The organism is Catellatospora sp. NPDC049133 (assembly GCF_040648455.1).
Lineage (GTDB): Bacteria > Actinomycetota > Actinomycetes > Mycobacteriales > Micromonosporaceae > Catellatospora > Catellatospora aurea.
On the sequence record NZ_JBEZDT010000022.1, the window covers coordinates 1 to 14,838 of the forward strand.

A 14,838-nucleotide genomic window follows, 5' to 3' on the forward strand; every position below is an offset into this window, starting at 1 on the left:
AGTTTCTTACGGCCCTGCGGAACCCGGCCGGCGCGGATCTCGAACACTGCAACCCCTGAAATGATCAGGTGTTGCAACGACGCCTAGAACCCAAGGCGATGGGAAGGTGCCCTTCCTTCGTCCCTAGCGGCGGCGGAGGGCGGCGCCGGCGAGGAGGCGGGCGGCGTACGGGAGGTCGTGGACGAGGTAGCGGCCGGCGAGACGGCCGGGCTCCTGGGCCAGGCGGTGGGCCCATTCGAGGCCACTGCGCTGCATCCAGATGGGGGCCCGGTGCAGCTCCCCGGCGACGAAGCCGATCGCCGCGCCGCAGCCGATGAACCAGGTGAACGGCAGCTCGGCGCGCAGGTCGGAGATGACGCGCTCCTGCTTGGGGAAGCCCAGGCCGACGAAGACGAAGTCGGGTTTGGCCTCGATGACGTCGGTGTACACCTGCGCGCACGTGTCCGGGTCGAGGTCGAACCCGAACGGCGGAGCGACCTGTCCGGCGATGCGCAGGCCGGGGCACCCGGCGGCGAGCACCGCTGCCGCTTTGACCGCGCCGTCGGTGCCGGTCTCGTCGGGAGGCGTGCCGCCGAGCAGGTAGACCGAGCGCCCGGCGCGGCCGAGGGCGGCGGACAGGCTCCAGATGAGACCGGAGCCGGTCACCCGTTCGGGTAGCGGGGTGCGGGAGAGCTTGCTGGCCCAGACCAGCGGCATGCCGTCGGCGACGACCAGGGTCGCGTCCTCCAGGAAGCCGCGCACTTCGGCGGCGCGCACGCCGCGCCCTGAAGCCAGCCGCATGATGTCGACGTTCGGGGTGAGGATGCGTCCCCCGTCGCCGCGTTCCAGGGCGGCGATCACTCTTTCGGCCACGGCCTCCTCGGTGACGGCGTCGAACCAGGTGCCGGCGAGGTGGACCTTTCGGCCATAAACAGTCCCCGTAAAAGCCATGAATTCAGACAATACAGACCAACAACACTGTTCGGTCGTTATACCGCACGAGGGCGCGTCGCACCGCGACGCCGCAGTGGGGGATGTATGACGACCAGGGTTCTTTTCGTCGGTGGGCTCGGCCGCAGCGGCACGACCCTGATCGAACGCGTGCTGGGCGAGCTACCCGGCGTGTGCGCCCTGGGCGAGATCGTCCACCTGTGGCAGCGCGACCTGCGCGACGACGAGCGCTGCGGCTGCGGCGAGCGGTTCAGCGGCTGCGACTTCTGGCAGCGCGTCGGCAAGGTCGCCTTCGGCGGCTGGCACCGCGTCGACGTGCACCGCATCCTGGCCCTGCGCGATCTGGTCGAACGCACCCGGCACATCCCCCGGCTGGCCGGGTCGAGCCGGCTGGCCGCCAAGGACTTCGCTGCCCTGGTCACCGAGTACGCCGACTACTACGCGCGCATCTACGCCGCGGCGGCCGAGACCTCCGGGGCGAGTGTCGTGATCGACTCGTCCAAGCACAGCGCGCTGGCCCACTGCCTGCGCTGGTCGGACGCGGTGGACCTGCGCGTGCTGCACGTGGTGCGCGACGCCCGCGGGGTGGCGTACTCGTGGACCAAGACGGTGTCGCGGCCGGAGACCGACGGCGCCGAGGAAATGACCCGGTATGCCCCGACGCGCAGCGCGCTGCTCTGGAACGCGCACAACGCGGCGTTCGGGCTGCTGCGCCGCCGCGGCGTGGCCGTGCGCCGGGTGCGGTACGAGGAGTTCCTGGCCCGGCCCCGCAGCAGCGTGCAGCGCATCGCCGCGTTCATGGGGCTGGACCCGTCCATGATGGACCTCGGCTTCGTCGACGACGAGGCCGTCGAGCTGTCGCTCGGCCACAGCGCCGCGGGCAACCCGATGCGGTTCACGGTCGGGCGCATCGAGTTGCGCCGCGACGACGCCTGGCGCCGGCAACTGCCGCCGCGCCAGCGCGCCCTGGTCGGGGCCGTGTGCGCGCCGCTGCTGCGGGCGTACGGGTACCCGCTGAGCAGTACCGCTGAGATAGTGGGAGCACACCGATGAGGGTCAAGGTCAATACTGGCCGGTTCGACGGCACGCGCGGGGCCCGCCCCGCCGGCACCGAGCGCACCACCGCCGCCGTCTCCGGCGAGCCGCCCGCCGAGGGCCAGGTCAGCACCGCGCAGGCGGCCGCCCCACAGGTCGGCACGGCTGCGGGCACCTCACCAGCCGGCGGCACGGCGGCACGACGCGCGCAGACCGACGGCGCATCGGCAGGCACGCCGTCGGTGATCGACGGTCCGGCACACGACGCGATGCCGCAGCGCCGCGAGTGGCCTGCGGTCGGCGTGGTCATTCCCACCCGCAACCGCCCGGAGCTGCTGCGCAAGGCCCTCGACGCGGTACGTGCCCAGGACTACCCCGGCCCACTGCGGATCATCGTGGTCTTCGACCAGGCCGAGCCGGACCCGGAGCTGGCCACCACCGACGACCGCCCGGTGCTGGTGCTGGCCAATTGGCGGCAGCCCGGCCTGGCCGGGGCGCGCAACACCGGTATCGCGGCGCTGGACACCGAGCTGGTGGCGTTCTGCGACGACGACGACCTCTGGCACCCGAGCAAGCTGCGCCGCCAGGTCGGCGCGCTGGTCCGCACGCCGGACGCGGAGTTCGCGACGTGTGCGATCGAGGTGGAGTTCGAGGGAACCGCCCACCCCCGGCTGGCCGGCACGGGCTCGGTGACCGTCGAACACCTGGCCCGCTCGCGGATGTCGATGCTGCACTCGTCGGGCTTCCTGGCCCGGCGCGAGACGCTGCTGGAGTCCGGCGTCATCGGCCCGGTCTCCGAGGACGCCCCGGGCAGCCAGAACGAGGACTGGGACCTGCTGCTGCGGGCCGCCCGCCGGCACCCGATCGTGCACGTGGACGAGCCGCTGGTGCGGGTGCTCTGGGGCCGCAGCAGCTTCTACGCGTACGAGTACTCCACCAAGATCTCCTCGCTGCGCTGGATGATGGCCCGCCACCCGGAGATCTCCGGCTGCCGCCCGGGCGCGGCCCGGGTCTACGGCCAGCTGGCCTGCTGGTCGGCGGCGGCCGGAGACAAGCGGCAGGCCTGGCGCTGGACCCGGGAGACGGTACGCAACAACTGGCGCGAGCCGCGGGCCGCCATCGCCCTGGCCGCCCTCACCGGGGCGGTCAAGGTCGAGACGGTGCTGACCGCCCTGCACCGGCGCGGCCACGGCATCTGAACGCGTTCACACAGTCACACCTGCACCGATCACCACGTTCCACCGTTGCCCGTGCGCGTCCGCGTACGATACGGTGTTGAACCTTGTTGGATTTCGGTGACTTAGGCTCCCTCGGGAGCCGGCAGGTGAGGAGACGGGATGCTCGCCCCGCAACGCCAGCAGGCGATCCTCGCCCAGGTGCGCCGCTCCGGCGGCGTACGCGTGGCCGACCTCGTCGCCGAGCTCGGCGTCTCCGACATGACCATCCGCCGTGACCTGGAGGTGCTCGCCGAACGCGGCCTGGTGGTCAAGGTCCACGGCGGGGCGACCGCGCCCCCGTCCGGCGTGGCCGACGAGCCCGGCTTCGCCGCGAAAGCCGAACGCCAGCGTACGGAGAAGGCGAAGCTCGCCGAAGCCGCCGCCGCCCATGTGGCCCCCGGCAGCGCGATCGCGCTGTCCGCGGGCACCACCACGGTGCGGCTGGCGCAGGCCCTGGTCGAGGTCCCCGGGCTGACCGTGGTCACCAACTCGATTCCGGTCGCCGACGTCTTCTACCGCGCCGGCCGCCCCGACCAGACCGTCGTGCTCACCGGCGGCACCCGCACCCCCTCCGACGCGCTGGTCGGCCCGATCGCCGTCGCCTCGCTGCGCGACCTGCACGTCGACCAGCTGTTCCTCGGCGTGCACGGGCTCAGCGTCGAAGCCGGGCTGACCACCCCGAACCTGCTCGAAGCAGAGACGAACCGGGCACTGATCGCGGCCACCCGCCGCCTGATCGTGCTCGCCGACCACACCAAGTGGGAGACGCTCGGCATCGCGTCGATCGTCCCGCTCAGCGCCGTCGACCTGCTCATCACCGACGCCGAGCCGCCGGTCGACATCAGCGAGCTCACCCTTGTGGAGATCACCCCATGAAACGCACCAGCATCACGATGGCCGACGGCCGCGAACTGATCTACTTCGACGAGCACGACGACGCGGTACGCGCCACCGTGGACAAGCGGGAGCTGCCCCCGCCGCCCGCGCCTGCCGAGCTGCGCTTCGACCCGCTCACCGAGGACTGGGTCGCCGTCGCGGCGCACCGGCAGGCCCGCACCTTCCTGCCGCCCACCGAGGAGTGCCCGCTCTGCCCCACGAAGAGCGCGTTCCTGACCGAGGTGCCCGCCGACGACTACGACGTGGTGGTGTTCGAGAACCGCTTCCCGTCGTTCTCCGGCGACGCCGGGCGCTGCGAGGTGGTCGTCTTCTCCCCGCAGCACGACTCGTCGTTCCGGGAACTGCCCGTGTCGCGGGTGCGCACCGTGCTGGGCGCGATGGCGGACCGCACCGCCGAGCTGTCCGCCCAGCCGGGCGTGGAGCAGGTGTTCTGCTTCGAGAACCGGGGGGTCGAGATCGGCGTGACGCTGCACCACCCGCACGGGCAGATCTACGCGTACCCGTACGTCACTCCGGTCACCCGGCGCTACCTGGAGGCGGCCCGCAAGTTCCGGGCGGAGCACGGCGGCAACCTGTACGCCGACCTGCTGGCCCGCGAGCGCGCCGAGGGCACCCGCGTCGTCGCCTCGAACGAACTGTGGACGGCGTTCGTGCCGTATGCGGCCCGCTGGCCGTACGAGATCCACCTCGCCCCGCACCGGCAGGTCCCCGACCTGGCCGCGCTCACCGACGCGGAGCTGGACGCGTGCGCGCCGCTGTGGTCGGAGATCACGCGACGGCTCGACGGGCTGTTCGGCGTGGCCATGCCGTACATCGCCGGGTGGCACCAGGCCCCGGTGCACGCCGACCGTGACCTCGGCTACCTGCACCTGCGCCTGATCAGCTCCCGGCGCGCACCGGGCAAGCTGAAGTACCTGGCCGGATCGGAGTCGGCGATGGGCGCGTGGGTCAACGACATCGCGCCGGAGCAGGCCGCTGCTGCGCTGAGGGCGGTTTCCCTCTAAGTTCGTACATGTGAACGACTACGAGGTCAGGGAAGTCGAGGTCGAACCCGGCGTCCGGCTGCGCCTGCGCCACCGCGCCGCAGCCGGTCCCGGCCCGGGGCAGGTGCCGTTCCTGCTGGTCCACGGGCTGTCGTCGAACGCCCGGCTGTGGGACGAGGTGGCCGGGGCACTGGCCGCCGCCGGGCACCCGAGCTGGGCGGTGGATCTGCGCGGGCACGGCGAGTCCGACGCGCCGGAGTCCGGATACGACACCGGCACCGCCGCCGCGGACCTGGCCGCGGTCATCACCGCGCTGGGCCTGCGCCGCCCGGTGGTGGCCGGCCAGTCGTGGGGCGGCAACGTGGTGGTGCGGCTGGCCGCCAAGCATCCGGAACTGCCCGGCGCGCTCGGGCTGGTCGACGGCGGCTGGATCGATCTGCACGCCGCCTTCCCCGACTGGGAGTCGTGCGAGCGCGCGTTGCGCCCGCAGGACATCGACGGCCGCCCCGCCGCCACCATGCGGCAGTGGCTGGATTCGGCACACCCCGACTGGTCGGACACGGCCCGCGCGGCGACGCTGGCGAACATGCGGGTCCGCCCCGACGGCACCATGGAGCGGCGGCTGACCATCCCGCACCACCTGGAGATCCTGCGCTCGATGTGGGACGGCCCGCCCGGCCCCGACCTGCCCCTGGTCGCCGTGCCCGCCCTGCTGCTGCCCGCGCTCGGGCCCGACGACGAGCGGGCGCAACCGGTCCGCCGCGCCGCCGCGGCACTGCCCGACGCGGCCGTGCGCTGGTATCCCGGCGGCGACCACGACCTGCACGCCCAGCACCCGGCCATGGTCGCCGCCGACCTGCTCACCCTGGCCCGTGACCGGCGTAAGGAGGCGACGTGACGAAGCTGCTCGTGATCATGGGGTCCGGCGAGACCACCCCCACCATGATCAAGCCGCACCGGCAGTTCTTCGCCGCACTGGGCGGCGGAGACCGGGCGGCCCTGCTGGACACGCCGTACGGGTTCCAGCTCAACGCCGACGAGATCAGCGCGCGGGCCGTCGGCTACTTCGCGCAGAGCGTCGGGCGCACCGTGGACGTCGTCTCCTGGCGCACCACGCCCGCACCCGGCCTCGACCGGGAACGCGCGCTGGCCGCCCTGCGCGGCGCGAACTGGATCTTCGCGGGGCCGGGCTCTCCGACGTACGCCCTGCGCCAATGGCGTGACACCGAGCTGCCGTCCCTGCTGGTCCAGACAGAGGTGCTCGTCTTCGCCAGCGCCGCCGCACTCACCCTCGGCTCGCACACCATCCCCGTGTACGAGATCTACAAGGCCGGTGCCGACCCGCGCTGGGAGCCCGGCCTCAACCTGTTCGAGCAGCTCACCGGCATCCCCGCCGTGGTCATCCCGCACTACGACAACGCCGAGGGCGGCCACCACGACACCCGTTTCTGCTACCTCGGCGAACCCCGCCTCGCCCGCCTCGAACGCGAACTGCCCGACGACACCGTCATCATCGGCATCGACGAGCACACCGCCCTGGTCTGCGACCTCGAAACCCGCACCGCCACCGTCCTCGGCAACGGCACCCTCACCCTCCGCCACCGCACCCGCACCCGCACCTACCCCACCGGCTCCGTCCTCCCCCTCCCCACCACAGAAAGGAAGGGCACCTTCTTATCGTTTTTCGTAGAGGAAGGGCACCTTCTTAACGCTGATGACGCAGAAGGCGAGGTCGGGGGCGTTGGCGGGGTCGGGCACGGTGTGACGGGCAGCGGCAGGGGGCGGGTTGGTCCGGGCCGAGGTGGTCCGGGCCGAGGTACAGCGGCTGGAGGTGCAGCGACCGGAGGTATCGCGGCCGCGGGCGTCCCGGCCGAGGGGGTCGGCGGCGGGAGCGCCGTGCCCGGTGGTGTCGCGGCCACGTTGCGCGAGGCCGCCGACGAGGCCGAGGCCCGGTTCTCGACCGCGCTGGCCGAGCGGGACGTGGACGGCTGCGTCGCGGCGGTGCTGGAGCTGGAGCAGGCGATCACCGACTGGAGCGCCGACACCCTCACCTCGGACTCCGGCGAGCACGCGCACGGCCTGCTGCGCGGCATGATCGTGCGGCTCGGCGCGCTCGCCGGTGCCGCGGACCCGACGCCGCTGCTCACCCCGCTGGTGGACGCGCTGATCGGCCTCCGGGAGAAGGCTCGCGAGCAGCGCGACTGGGCGGCTGCCGACCGGGTCCGCGACGCCTTGGCCGCCGCCTCCATCGAACTGCGCGACACCCCTGACGGCCCCGTCTGGCTCCGCACCCCCTGACCCGACCCCCGGCCCCGGCCCGGCCCGGCAACCGCAACCGCAACCGCAACCGCAACATGATCGCTGTTTTCGGTCAGGATCTGCGGTGAGACCCGAGGTTCTGACCGGAAACGGCGATCATGGGAGGGCCCGGCGCAAAAAACAGTGCCGACCCGCGAAACGCGGGTCGGCACTGTTCGGGAAGGGACTTTCAGGCGGGATTCTTCTGCTGTTTCACCTGGTCAAACGATCGCAGGCGGGCCAGGAGACGGCTACCCGCCGTACCCGGTGAAAATCAGGCGGCCAGGCGGCGGGCCAGGTTGGTGTCGAGGGTGTTCATGAACTCCTCGGTGGTCTGCCACGGCGCGTCGCGCGAGATCAGCAGCGCGAGGTCCTTGGTCATCGCACCACCCTCGACGGTCTCGATGATGACCTGCTCCAGCACGTCCGCGAAGTTGGTCACCTCCGGGGTGCCGTCCAGCTTGCCGCGGTGCGCGAGGCCCCGGGTCCAGGCGAAGATCGACGCGATCGGGTTGGTCGACGTCTTCTCGCCCTTCTGCCACTGGCGGTAGTGCCGGGTGACGGTGCCGTGCGCGGCCTCGGCCTCGACGGTCTTGCCGTCGGGCGTCATCAGCACGGAGGTCATCAGGCCGAGCGAGCCGAAGCCCTGCGCCACGGTGTCGGACTGCACGTCGCCGTCGTAGTTCTTGCAGGCCCAGACGAACCCGCCCTCCCACTTCAGCGCCGCGGCCACCATGTCGTCGATGAGGCGGTGCTCGTAGGTGATGCCGGCGGCCTCGAAGTCGGCCTTGAACTCGGTCTCGAAGACCTCGGCGAAGATGTCCTTGAACCGGCCGTCGTACGCCTTGAGGATGGTGTTCTTGGTCGACAGGTAGACCGGGTAGTTGCGGGCCAGGCCGTAGCGCAGCGAGGCACGCGCGAAGTCGCGGATCGACTCGTCGAAGTTGTACATGCCCATGGCGACGCCGCCGCCGGGGAAGTCGGCGACGGTCAGCTCCATCGGCTCCGAGCCGTCGGCCGGCTGGTACGTGATGGTGACCTTGCCCGGGCCCGGGACCACGAAGTCGGTGGCCTTGTACTGGTCGCCGTGGGCGTGACGGCCGATGACGATCGGCTTGGTCCAGCCCGGCACCAGGCGCGGCACGTTGCTCATGATGATCGGCTCACGGAAGACGACGCCGCCGAGGATGTTGCGGATGGTGCCGTTCGGCGACTTCCACATCTTCTTGAGGCCGAACTCGGCGACGCGGGCCTCATCCGGGGTGATGGTGGCGCACTTGACGCCTACGCCGTGCCGCTTGATGGCGTTGGCGGCGTCGATCGTCACCTGGTCGTCGGTGGCGTCGCGGTGCTCCATGCCCAGGTCGTAGTACTCCAGCTCCACGTCGAGGTAGGGCAGGATCAGCTGCTCCCGGATCTGCTTCCAGATGATCCGGGTCATCTCGTCGCCGTCGAGCTCGACGACCGGGTTGTTTACCTTGATCTTCGCCATCGCGAGGGCGCTCCTTAAAACCTTCGGCGTCCGGCGCGGAAGGCCGGGCGGCGGTCTCGTTTAGCAGTACGAGCGTACTGCCAGATCCACCAGGCGCAACCGCCAGGGTGAGGTGCCTCTCGCCACGGCCCGCGAAACTGGCGTCACACCACTACGCTGCGCGCTCGTGACAGCCTACGAGTCCGCGCCGCCGCAACGGATCACGCCGGCGTTCCTGATCTTCCTGGCCGCCTGTTTCATCACCTGGGGCGCGGTCTACCTGTTCCGAGACCCGCTCTTCATCGCCGAGACCAAGCTCCTGGCCGACGCGCCGATCGCGGTCACGGTGGCGCTGGCCTGGGCGGTCGTCGCGTTCCCCATCGTCTCCATGGCGCTGGGCTCCCTCGACCTGTCCGCGAGGCCGCTCCGCCGCCCCTGGGGCGGGCTCGCGGGCGCCGGTTTTCTGCTCCTGCTGGCACAGATCGTGATCATGGTGAGCCGACCGCAGCGCAGCCCTCGCAGCAGCGGGCTGCCCGTGCGGGAATCGCTGGACCACCGTGTCGCCGCCGAGTCCTCCGCCTGCGAGGCGCTGGCGCACGGGCTGCTCTGGACGATGGCCCTGCTGGTGCTGTGGGCGCTTGTCTTCTCCGGCGTCCGCTGGACCCGGCAGCGGCTGCGCGGCGAGCGGTCGAAGTTCTTCCAGAGCCTCTGGGGCATCGCCCCCGTGCGGTGGCGGCTGTTCACTGTGGGTGCCGCGATCAGCGTGTCCGCGGGCCTGGCCGCCGCCCTGAGCACGCAGTGACCCAGCCCACCAGGCAGAGCGCCCGCCGCGTACTGCGGCGGGCGCTGCGGAGGACTGATCAGCTCCAGTTGATCTCGCCGCGGCCCGCTTCCTGCAGCGCGGCCTTGATCTGCGAGAACGGCTTGCTGCCCAGGAACCCCTTCGGGTTCATCGGGCTCGGGTGCCCGGCTTCCAGCACGACGTGATGAGGGTTGCTGACCAGGGCGGCCTTCTTACGGGCGTACGACCCCCACAGCACGAAGACCACCCGGTACGGCGAGTCGTTCACGGCCTTGATCGCGGCGTCGGTGAACGCCTCCCAGCCCTGGTTGGCGTGGCTGCCCGGCTTGACGCCCACGGTGAGCACCGCGTTGAGCATCAGCACACCCTGGCTCGCCCAGCCGGTCAGGTCGCCGTTGCGCGGCGGCTCGACGCCCAGGTCGTCCTTGAGCTCCTTGTACACGTTACGCAGGCTCGGCGGCACGGCCACGCCGGGACGCACGCTGAAGCTGAGGCCGTGCGCCTGGCCCGGCTTGAAGTAGGGGTCCTGGCCGAGGACGAGCACCCGGGTGTGCGCGGGCGAGGTGAGCCGGAACGCCGTGAACAGGTCGTCGCGGGGCGGGTACACCGTCTCGGTGGCGTAGGCGTTCTCCACGAACGACGACAGCCGGGCCGTGGCGTCGAGGTCCAGGTGCGGCTTCATCACGTCGCACCACTCAGTGGGCAGCAGGTCGAGCAGGTCCAATGCCATGCGGGACACCATAGTGCCCGCGTCCGACAACCGCGCGGCTAAGCCCCGCCCTGCCGGTTCAACCGGGCTGGCCTGCGAGTATCCATCGTCGCGCATACGTTGCCGCCCTATCCGGACTTCACGGCCGGCACCCCGGCCGCAGGTCAGCCACCACCGGGCGTTAAGAAGGGCACCTTCTACAACGCGGCGCGTTAAGAAGGTGCCCTTCCTTTGGGCGATCACATGCCGGCTACGTCGGCCTGCTTGGCGCGGACGGCTTCGGCGGCCTCGTTCAGGCCGGCCAGCTCGGTCTTGGTGAGGTCGGTGATGACGACCTTGCGGGCGCCGGTGGCGCCGATCTCGGCCTCGACGCCCAGGTAGACGCCGGAGATGCCGTACTCGCCGTCGACCCAGGCGCAGACCGGCATGACCTCGCCGGAGTCCTCGGCCACGGCCTTGGCCATGCGGGCGGCGGCGGCCGACGGGGCGTAGTAGGCCGAGCCGGTCTTCAGCAGCGCCACGACCTCGGCGCCGCCGTTGCGGGTCCGGGTGACCAGCTCCTCGATCTTGTCAGCCGGGAGCAGGTCGGACAGCGGCTTGCCGTCGACGGTGCAGCGCGAGGGCACCGGGACCATGGTGTCGCCGTGCGAGCCCAGGGTCAGCGTCTTCACCGAACCGACCGGGACGTTCAGCTCCTCGGCGACGAAGTGCGTGAAGCGGGCGGTGTCCAGCATGCCGGCCTGGCCGATGACCCGGTTCTTCGGGAACTGGGTGGCGATCTGGGCCAGCGCGGTCATCTCGTCGAGCGGGTTGGACACCACGATGACGACGGCGTTGGGCGCGTGCTTGGCGACCTGCTCGGCGACCCCGCGGACGATCTTGGCGTTGACACCGAGCAGGTCCATGCGGCTCATGCCCGGCTTGCGCGGCAGGCCGGCGGTGATCACGACGATGTCGGAACCGGCGATGGCCTCGTAGCCCGAGCCGTCGACACCCGTGGTGGCGCCGACGACCTTGGTCTCGAAGCCCTCGATGGAGCGGGACTGGTTGAGGTCCAGGGCGAGACCCTCGGGCTTGCCCTCGATGATGTCGGTCAGCACGACGGTCTCGAAGACGTCGTACTCGGCGAGGCGCTGCGCGGTGGTCGAGCCGTAGAAACCGGCGCCGACGACGGTGACCTTCTTGCCCATTGGCACATACTCCCTGCTGGCGGATGTCTGGTGGTGACCAGCACAGCCCTGTGACGAAGGTGTAACGATCCGCACCATAGTCCGCTGCGTCTATCGACGGCCGGTCGGGTGCGGCGGGTGTGGGCTAGAGCGCCGACTCGGCCTTCTCGACCACGTTGGTGAGCAGCATGGCCCGCGTCATCGGCCCTACCCCGCCCGGGTTCGGCGACACGAACCCGGCCACGTCGGCGACGTCGGCGTGCACGTCACCCACGATGTGCTTCTTGCCGTCCGGTCCCTCCACCCGCGACACACCGACGTCGAGCACGGCCGCGCCGGCCCGGACCATGCCCGGGGTGATGATGCCCGGCACGCCGGCCGCGGCGACGATGATGTCGGCCCGGCGGGTGTGCGCGGCCAGATCCTTGGTCCCGGTGTGGCAGAGGGTCACCGTCGCGTTCTCGGTACGCCGGGTGAGCAGCAGTCCCAGCGGGCGGCCCACGGTGACACCGCGGCCGACGACGCAGACCTCCGCCCCCGCGATCGGCACGTGGTACCGGCGCAGCAGCTCGACGATGCCGCGCGGCGTGCACGGCAGCGGAGCGGGCACGCCCAGCACCAGCCGTCCGAGGTTGACCGGGTGCAGCCCGTCGGCGTCCTTGTCCGGGTCGATCAGCTCCAGCACCCGTTGCTCGTCCAGGCCCTTGGGCAGCGGCAACTGGACGATGTAGCCGGTGCAGGCGGGGTCGGCGTTGAGCTCCGCGACGGCACGTTCCACATCGTCCTGGGTGGCGTCGGCGGGCAGGTCGCGGCGCAGCGAGGCGATGCCGACCTCGGCGCAGTCCTTGTGCTTGCCGTTGACGTACCACCGGGAGCCCGGGTCGTCGCCGACCAGCACCGTGCCCAGGCCCGGGGTCACGCCGCGCGCTCGCAGCGCGGCGACCCGGGTCCGCAGGTCCGCCTTGATCGCCGCTGCCGTCTCGGTGCCGTTGAGGATCGTCGCCGTCATGCCGTCGATCCTGCCATCACCCCTTCGACCGTCCGAAACCAGGACATCCTGTTCGACGCACCGCTCGCCATGATCGACCGACTTGCCGGGCAATGGGGCGAATGCGTCGCAGCGATACGCCCGTTTGCCAGGCAAATCCGAGGATCATGGCGTACTGGGGGGCTAGCGGCTGCGATGACCGGCGTCGATCATTTGGCCCTTTAGCTGGGGAACTAACTGTGGGTGACAGTGGGATAGATCACCGCGTGGCCTTGGTTGCAGGATCTTCCAGCATCCGGGACGCCATAAGGGGTCAAATCGGGCTCCCGACAGTCCCACTATGTGACCGGCGACTATTACCCGGGTCACGGCCCTAATCGGGCATACTGACTTAGTTCCGCCCATATGACAGGCTGCTCTCTAATACCAGAGTCGGGACAGGATCCGCAAGTACTCCACCCGTAGACTGTTGCGAATCTGCAACCCGTGGGTTTGGTGCCGGGCCGAGCTTCGTCCTACCTTTGCCGGACGTTGCACTGCGTGACAACGGCTGGTCAGCCTGCCGTCGTGAGGTGCGACGTAGGAGATGAGGAGGCTCAATGCAGGTCCGTAGGCTCGCAGCCTGGGCTGCTCTCCCGCTTGCTGTCACTCTCGGCCTGTCGGCCTGTGGCAAGAGCGGTGGCAGCGACTCGGGTAGCGCCAACCCCAATGGTGTGGTTTCCATCGGCATCGCCGAACCGAAGCACCTGATCCCGTCCAACACCTCGGAGACCAGTGGCTCCCAGGTGCTGGCCGCGCTGTTCGCCCCCCTGGTCGACTTCGACGAGGCCAACAAGCCCTTCGAGGTGGCCGCGCAGGAGATCAGCACCACCGACAACAAGACCTGGACGATCAAGCTGAAGGACGGCTGGACGTTCCACAACGGCGAGCCGGTCACCGCCGACAGCTACATCAACGCCTGGAACTACGCGGCCTACGGCCCGAACGCCCAGGACAACAACTACTTCTTCGACAAGGTCGAGGGTTACAAGGACCTCAACCCCGCCGACGCGAAGGCCACCCCCACCGCGACCGCCCTCACCGGTCTCAAGAAGGTCGACGACAAGACCTTCACGGTGACCCTGAACGCGCCGTTCAGCGAGTTCAAGGCGCTGCTGGGCTACACCGCGTTCTACCCCCTGCCGAACGCCGCGTTCGAGAGCGCGACCGCTTCGCCGCTGGTCGTCACCAAGGCCTACGAGGACGCCCCCATCGGCAACGGCCCGTTCAAGATCAAGGGTTCGTGGCAGCACGACGCCCAGGTCGAGGTCGAGAAGTACGACGCCTTCGCCGGCACCAAGCCGACCGTCGGCGGCGCGCTGTTCAAGATCTACCAGAACAGCGATGCCGAGTACGCCGACCTCCAGGCCAACAACCTGGACGTGGTGAAGCAGATCCCGACCGCCAGCCTGTCCACGGCCGCCGGCGACCTGGGTGACCGCTACCAGACCAGCCCGGCGTCGACCCTGCAGGTGCTGGCCTTCCCGACCTTCGACAAGCGTTTCGAGAAGCCCGAGGTCCGTAAGGCGATCTCCATGGCGATCGACCGCGAGGAGATCGCGAACAAGGTCTTCCAGGGTTCGCAGAAGGCCGCCTACTCCTTCGTCTCCCCGGTCGTCGCGGGCTACCGCGACAAGACCTGTGGCGCGGCGTGCGAGTTCAACCCGACCGAGGCCAAGAAGCAGTACGACGCCGCGGGCGGTCCGAAGTCGATCAACATCACGTACAACACCGACGGTGGCCACCAGGAGTGGGTCGACGCGACCTGCAACCAGCTGAAGACCAACCTGGGCGTGGAGTGCGTGGGCACCCCCGAGCCGAAGTTCGCCGACCTGCTCACCAAGGCCAAGGCGAAGAAGGACGTCGGCATGTTCCGCATGGGCTGGGTCATGGACTACCCGTCCATGGAGAACTACCTCGGCCCGCTGTACTCGACCGGTGGTTCCTCGAACTACTACGGCTACAGCAACCCCACCTTCGACAACCTGCTGAAGGAGGGCTCGGCCGCGGCGACGCAGGACGAGGCCATCAAGAAGTACCAGGAGGCCGAGGACATCCTCGCCAAGGACATGCCGGTGCTTCCGCTGCGCTTCGGCCAGAACGTCTACGGTCACTCGACCAACGTCAAGGACGTTCACATCGACCTGTTCAACCGGGTCGACCTCAACAAGATCCAGATCGCCGGCTGAAAAGCCTGACGGTCGACTGACGGTGGTGGTGCCGGTCCGCTCGGGCCGGCACCACCATCGCGCCGAGACCCCTCGCCCCCGCGTCCTCCGACCCGGTTAGGCGCACCACCA

The 14,838-nt window shown here is 70.2% G+C and carries 13 protein-coding genes; 8 read left to right on the forward strand and 5 right to left on the reverse strand.

Annotated elements, in window-relative coordinates:
- Positions 1-123 precede the first annotated feature (123 nt).
- Positions 124-930, reverse strand: a complete 807-nt coding sequence (locus AB0B35_RS24060; RefSeq protein WP_360521908.1) for a WecB/TagA/CpsF family glycosyltransferase — start codon at positions 928-930, stop codon at positions 124-126.
- A gap of 87 nt (positions 931-1,017) precedes the next feature.
- Between AB0B35_RS24060 and AB0B35_RS24065 the strand changes: the two genes are divergently transcribed.
- From AB0B35_RS24065 to AB0B35_RS24090, 6 genes are all read left to right on the forward strand, one after another.
- Positions 1,018-1,983 (forward strand): sulfotransferase domain-containing protein, encoded by a 966-nt coding sequence (locus AB0B35_RS24065; RefSeq protein ID WP_361049131.1) that lies wholly within the window; start codon positions 1,018-1,020, stop codon positions 1,981-1,983.
- Positions 1,980-3,164 carry a glycosyltransferase family A protein gene (locus tag AB0B35_RS24070; protein WP_361049133.1) on the forward strand — a complete coding sequence of 395 codons (1,185 nt, stop codon included), beginning with the start codon at positions 1,980-1,982 and terminating at the stop codon, positions 3,162-3,164. Before AB0B35_RS24065 ends, AB0B35_RS24070 begins: the two co-directional genes overlap by 4 nt.
- Positions 3,165-3,302: 138 nt before the next feature.
- Entirely contained in the window at positions 3,303-4,058 is a 756-nt protein-coding gene (locus tag AB0B35_RS24075; protein WP_360521899.1) for a DeoR/GlpR family DNA-binding transcription regulator, read from the forward strand.
- The gene (gene galT / locus AB0B35_RS24080) at positions 4,055-5,083 is read left to right on the forward strand and encodes a galactose-1-phosphate uridylyltransferase (RefSeq protein ID WP_361049135.1); all 1,029 of its coding nucleotides are present in this window, start codon (positions 4,055-4,057) and stop codon (positions 5,081-5,083) included. Before AB0B35_RS24075 ends, galT begins: the two co-directional genes overlap by 4 nt.
- A gap of 10 nt (positions 5,084-5,093) precedes the next feature.
- The gene (locus tag AB0B35_RS24085; RefSeq protein ID WP_361049137.1) at positions 5,094-5,960 is read left to right on the forward strand and encodes an alpha/beta hydrolase; all 867 of its coding nucleotides are present in this window, start codon (positions 5,094-5,096) and stop codon (positions 5,958-5,960) included.
- Positions 5,957-7,360, forward strand: a complete 1,404-nt coding sequence (locus AB0B35_RS24090) for a hypothetical protein (RefSeq protein ID WP_361049139.1) — start codon at positions 5,957-5,959, stop codon at positions 7,358-7,360. Before AB0B35_RS24085 ends, AB0B35_RS24090 begins: the two co-directional genes overlap by 4 nt.
- A 274-nt stretch (positions 7,361-7,634) precedes the next feature.
- Here AB0B35_RS24090 and AB0B35_RS24095 read toward each other — a convergent pair whose 3' ends face one another.
- Positions 7,635-8,852, reverse strand: a complete 1,218-nt coding sequence (locus AB0B35_RS24095) for an NADP-dependent isocitrate dehydrogenase (RefSeq protein ID WP_360521887.1) — start codon at positions 8,850-8,852, stop codon at positions 7,635-7,637.
- A gap of 166 nt (positions 8,853-9,018) precedes the next feature.
- Between AB0B35_RS24095 and AB0B35_RS24100 the strand changes: the two genes are divergently transcribed.
- Positions 9,019-9,633 carry a hypothetical protein gene (locus tag AB0B35_RS24100; RefSeq protein WP_361049141.1) on the forward strand — a complete coding sequence of 205 codons (615 nt, stop codon included), beginning with the start codon at positions 9,019-9,021 and terminating at the stop codon, positions 9,631-9,633.
- A gap of 58 nt (positions 9,634-9,691) precedes the next feature.
- On the opposite strand, the gene AB0B35_RS24105 is transcribed toward AB0B35_RS24100, so the two are convergent.
- From AB0B35_RS24105 to AB0B35_RS24115, 3 genes are all read right to left on the reverse strand, one after another.
- Positions 9,692-10,363 (reverse strand): uracil-DNA glycosylase, encoded by a 672-nt coding sequence (locus tag AB0B35_RS24105; RefSeq protein WP_361049143.1) that lies wholly within the window; start codon positions 10,361-10,363, stop codon positions 9,692-9,694.
- 218 nt (positions 10,364-10,581) lie between these two features.
- Positions 10,582-11,532 carry a malate dehydrogenase gene (gene mdh / locus AB0B35_RS24110; protein WP_361049145.1) on the reverse strand — a complete coding sequence of 317 codons (951 nt, stop codon included), beginning with the start codon at positions 11,530-11,532 and terminating at the stop codon, positions 10,582-10,584.
- A gap of 124 nt (positions 11,533-11,656) precedes the next feature.
- On the reverse strand, positions 11,657-12,520 hold the full coding sequence (locus AB0B35_RS24115; protein ID WP_361049147.1) for a bifunctional methylenetetrahydrofolate dehydrogenase/methenyltetrahydrofolate cyclohydrolase: 864 nt from the start codon (positions 12,518-12,520) through the stop codon (positions 11,657-11,659).
- Positions 12,521-13,098: 578 nt separating this feature from the next.
- Here AB0B35_RS24115 and AB0B35_RS24120 point away from each other — a divergent pair.
- Positions 13,099-14,727, forward strand: a complete 1,629-nt coding sequence (locus tag AB0B35_RS24120; RefSeq protein WP_360521872.1) for an ABC transporter substrate-binding protein — start codon at positions 13,099-13,101, stop codon at positions 14,725-14,727.
- Positions 14,728-14,838: the final 111 nt, after the last annotated feature.

Excerpts from the sequence above, each read along its gene's own strand:
- AB0B35_RS24060 (WP_360521908.1), bottom strand. The coding sequence starts at position 930 with ATGGCTTTTACGGGGACTGTTTATGGCCGAAAGGTCCACCTCGCCGGC.
- AB0B35_RS24065 (WP_361049131.1), top strand. The coding sequence starts at position 1,018 with ATGACGACCAGGGTTCTTTTCGTCGGTGGGCTCGGCCGCAGCGGCACG.
- AB0B35_RS24070 (WP_361049133.1), top strand. The coding sequence starts at position 1,980 with ATGAGGGTCAAGGTCAATACTGGCCGGTTCGACGGCACGCGCGGGGCC.
- AB0B35_RS24075 (WP_360521899.1), top strand. The coding sequence starts at position 3,303 with ATGCTCGCCCCGCAACGCCAGCAGGCGATCCTCGCCCAGGTGCGCCGC.
- galT (WP_361049135.1), top strand. The coding sequence starts at position 4,055 with ATGAAACGCACCAGCATCACGATGGCCGACGGCCGCGAACTGATCTAC.
- AB0B35_RS24095 (WP_360521887.1), bottom strand. The coding sequence starts at position 8,852 with ATGGCGAAGATCAAGGTAAACAACCCGGTCGTCGAGCTCGACGGCGAC.
- AB0B35_RS24105 (WP_361049143.1), bottom strand. The coding sequence starts at position 10,363 with ATGGCATTGGACCTGCTCGACCTGCTGCCCACTGAGTGGTGCGACGTG.
- mdh (WP_361049145.1), bottom strand. The coding sequence starts at position 11,532 with ATGGGCAAGAAGGTCACCGTCGTCGGCGCCGGTTTCTACGGCTCGACC.
- AB0B35_RS24115 (WP_361049147.1), bottom strand. The coding sequence starts at position 12,520 with ATGACGGCGACGATCCTCAACGGCACCGAGACGGCAGCGGCGATCAAG.
- AB0B35_RS24120 (WP_360521872.1), top strand. The coding sequence starts at position 13,099 with ATGCAGGTCCGTAGGCTCGCAGCCTGGGCTGCTCTCCCGCTTGCTGTC.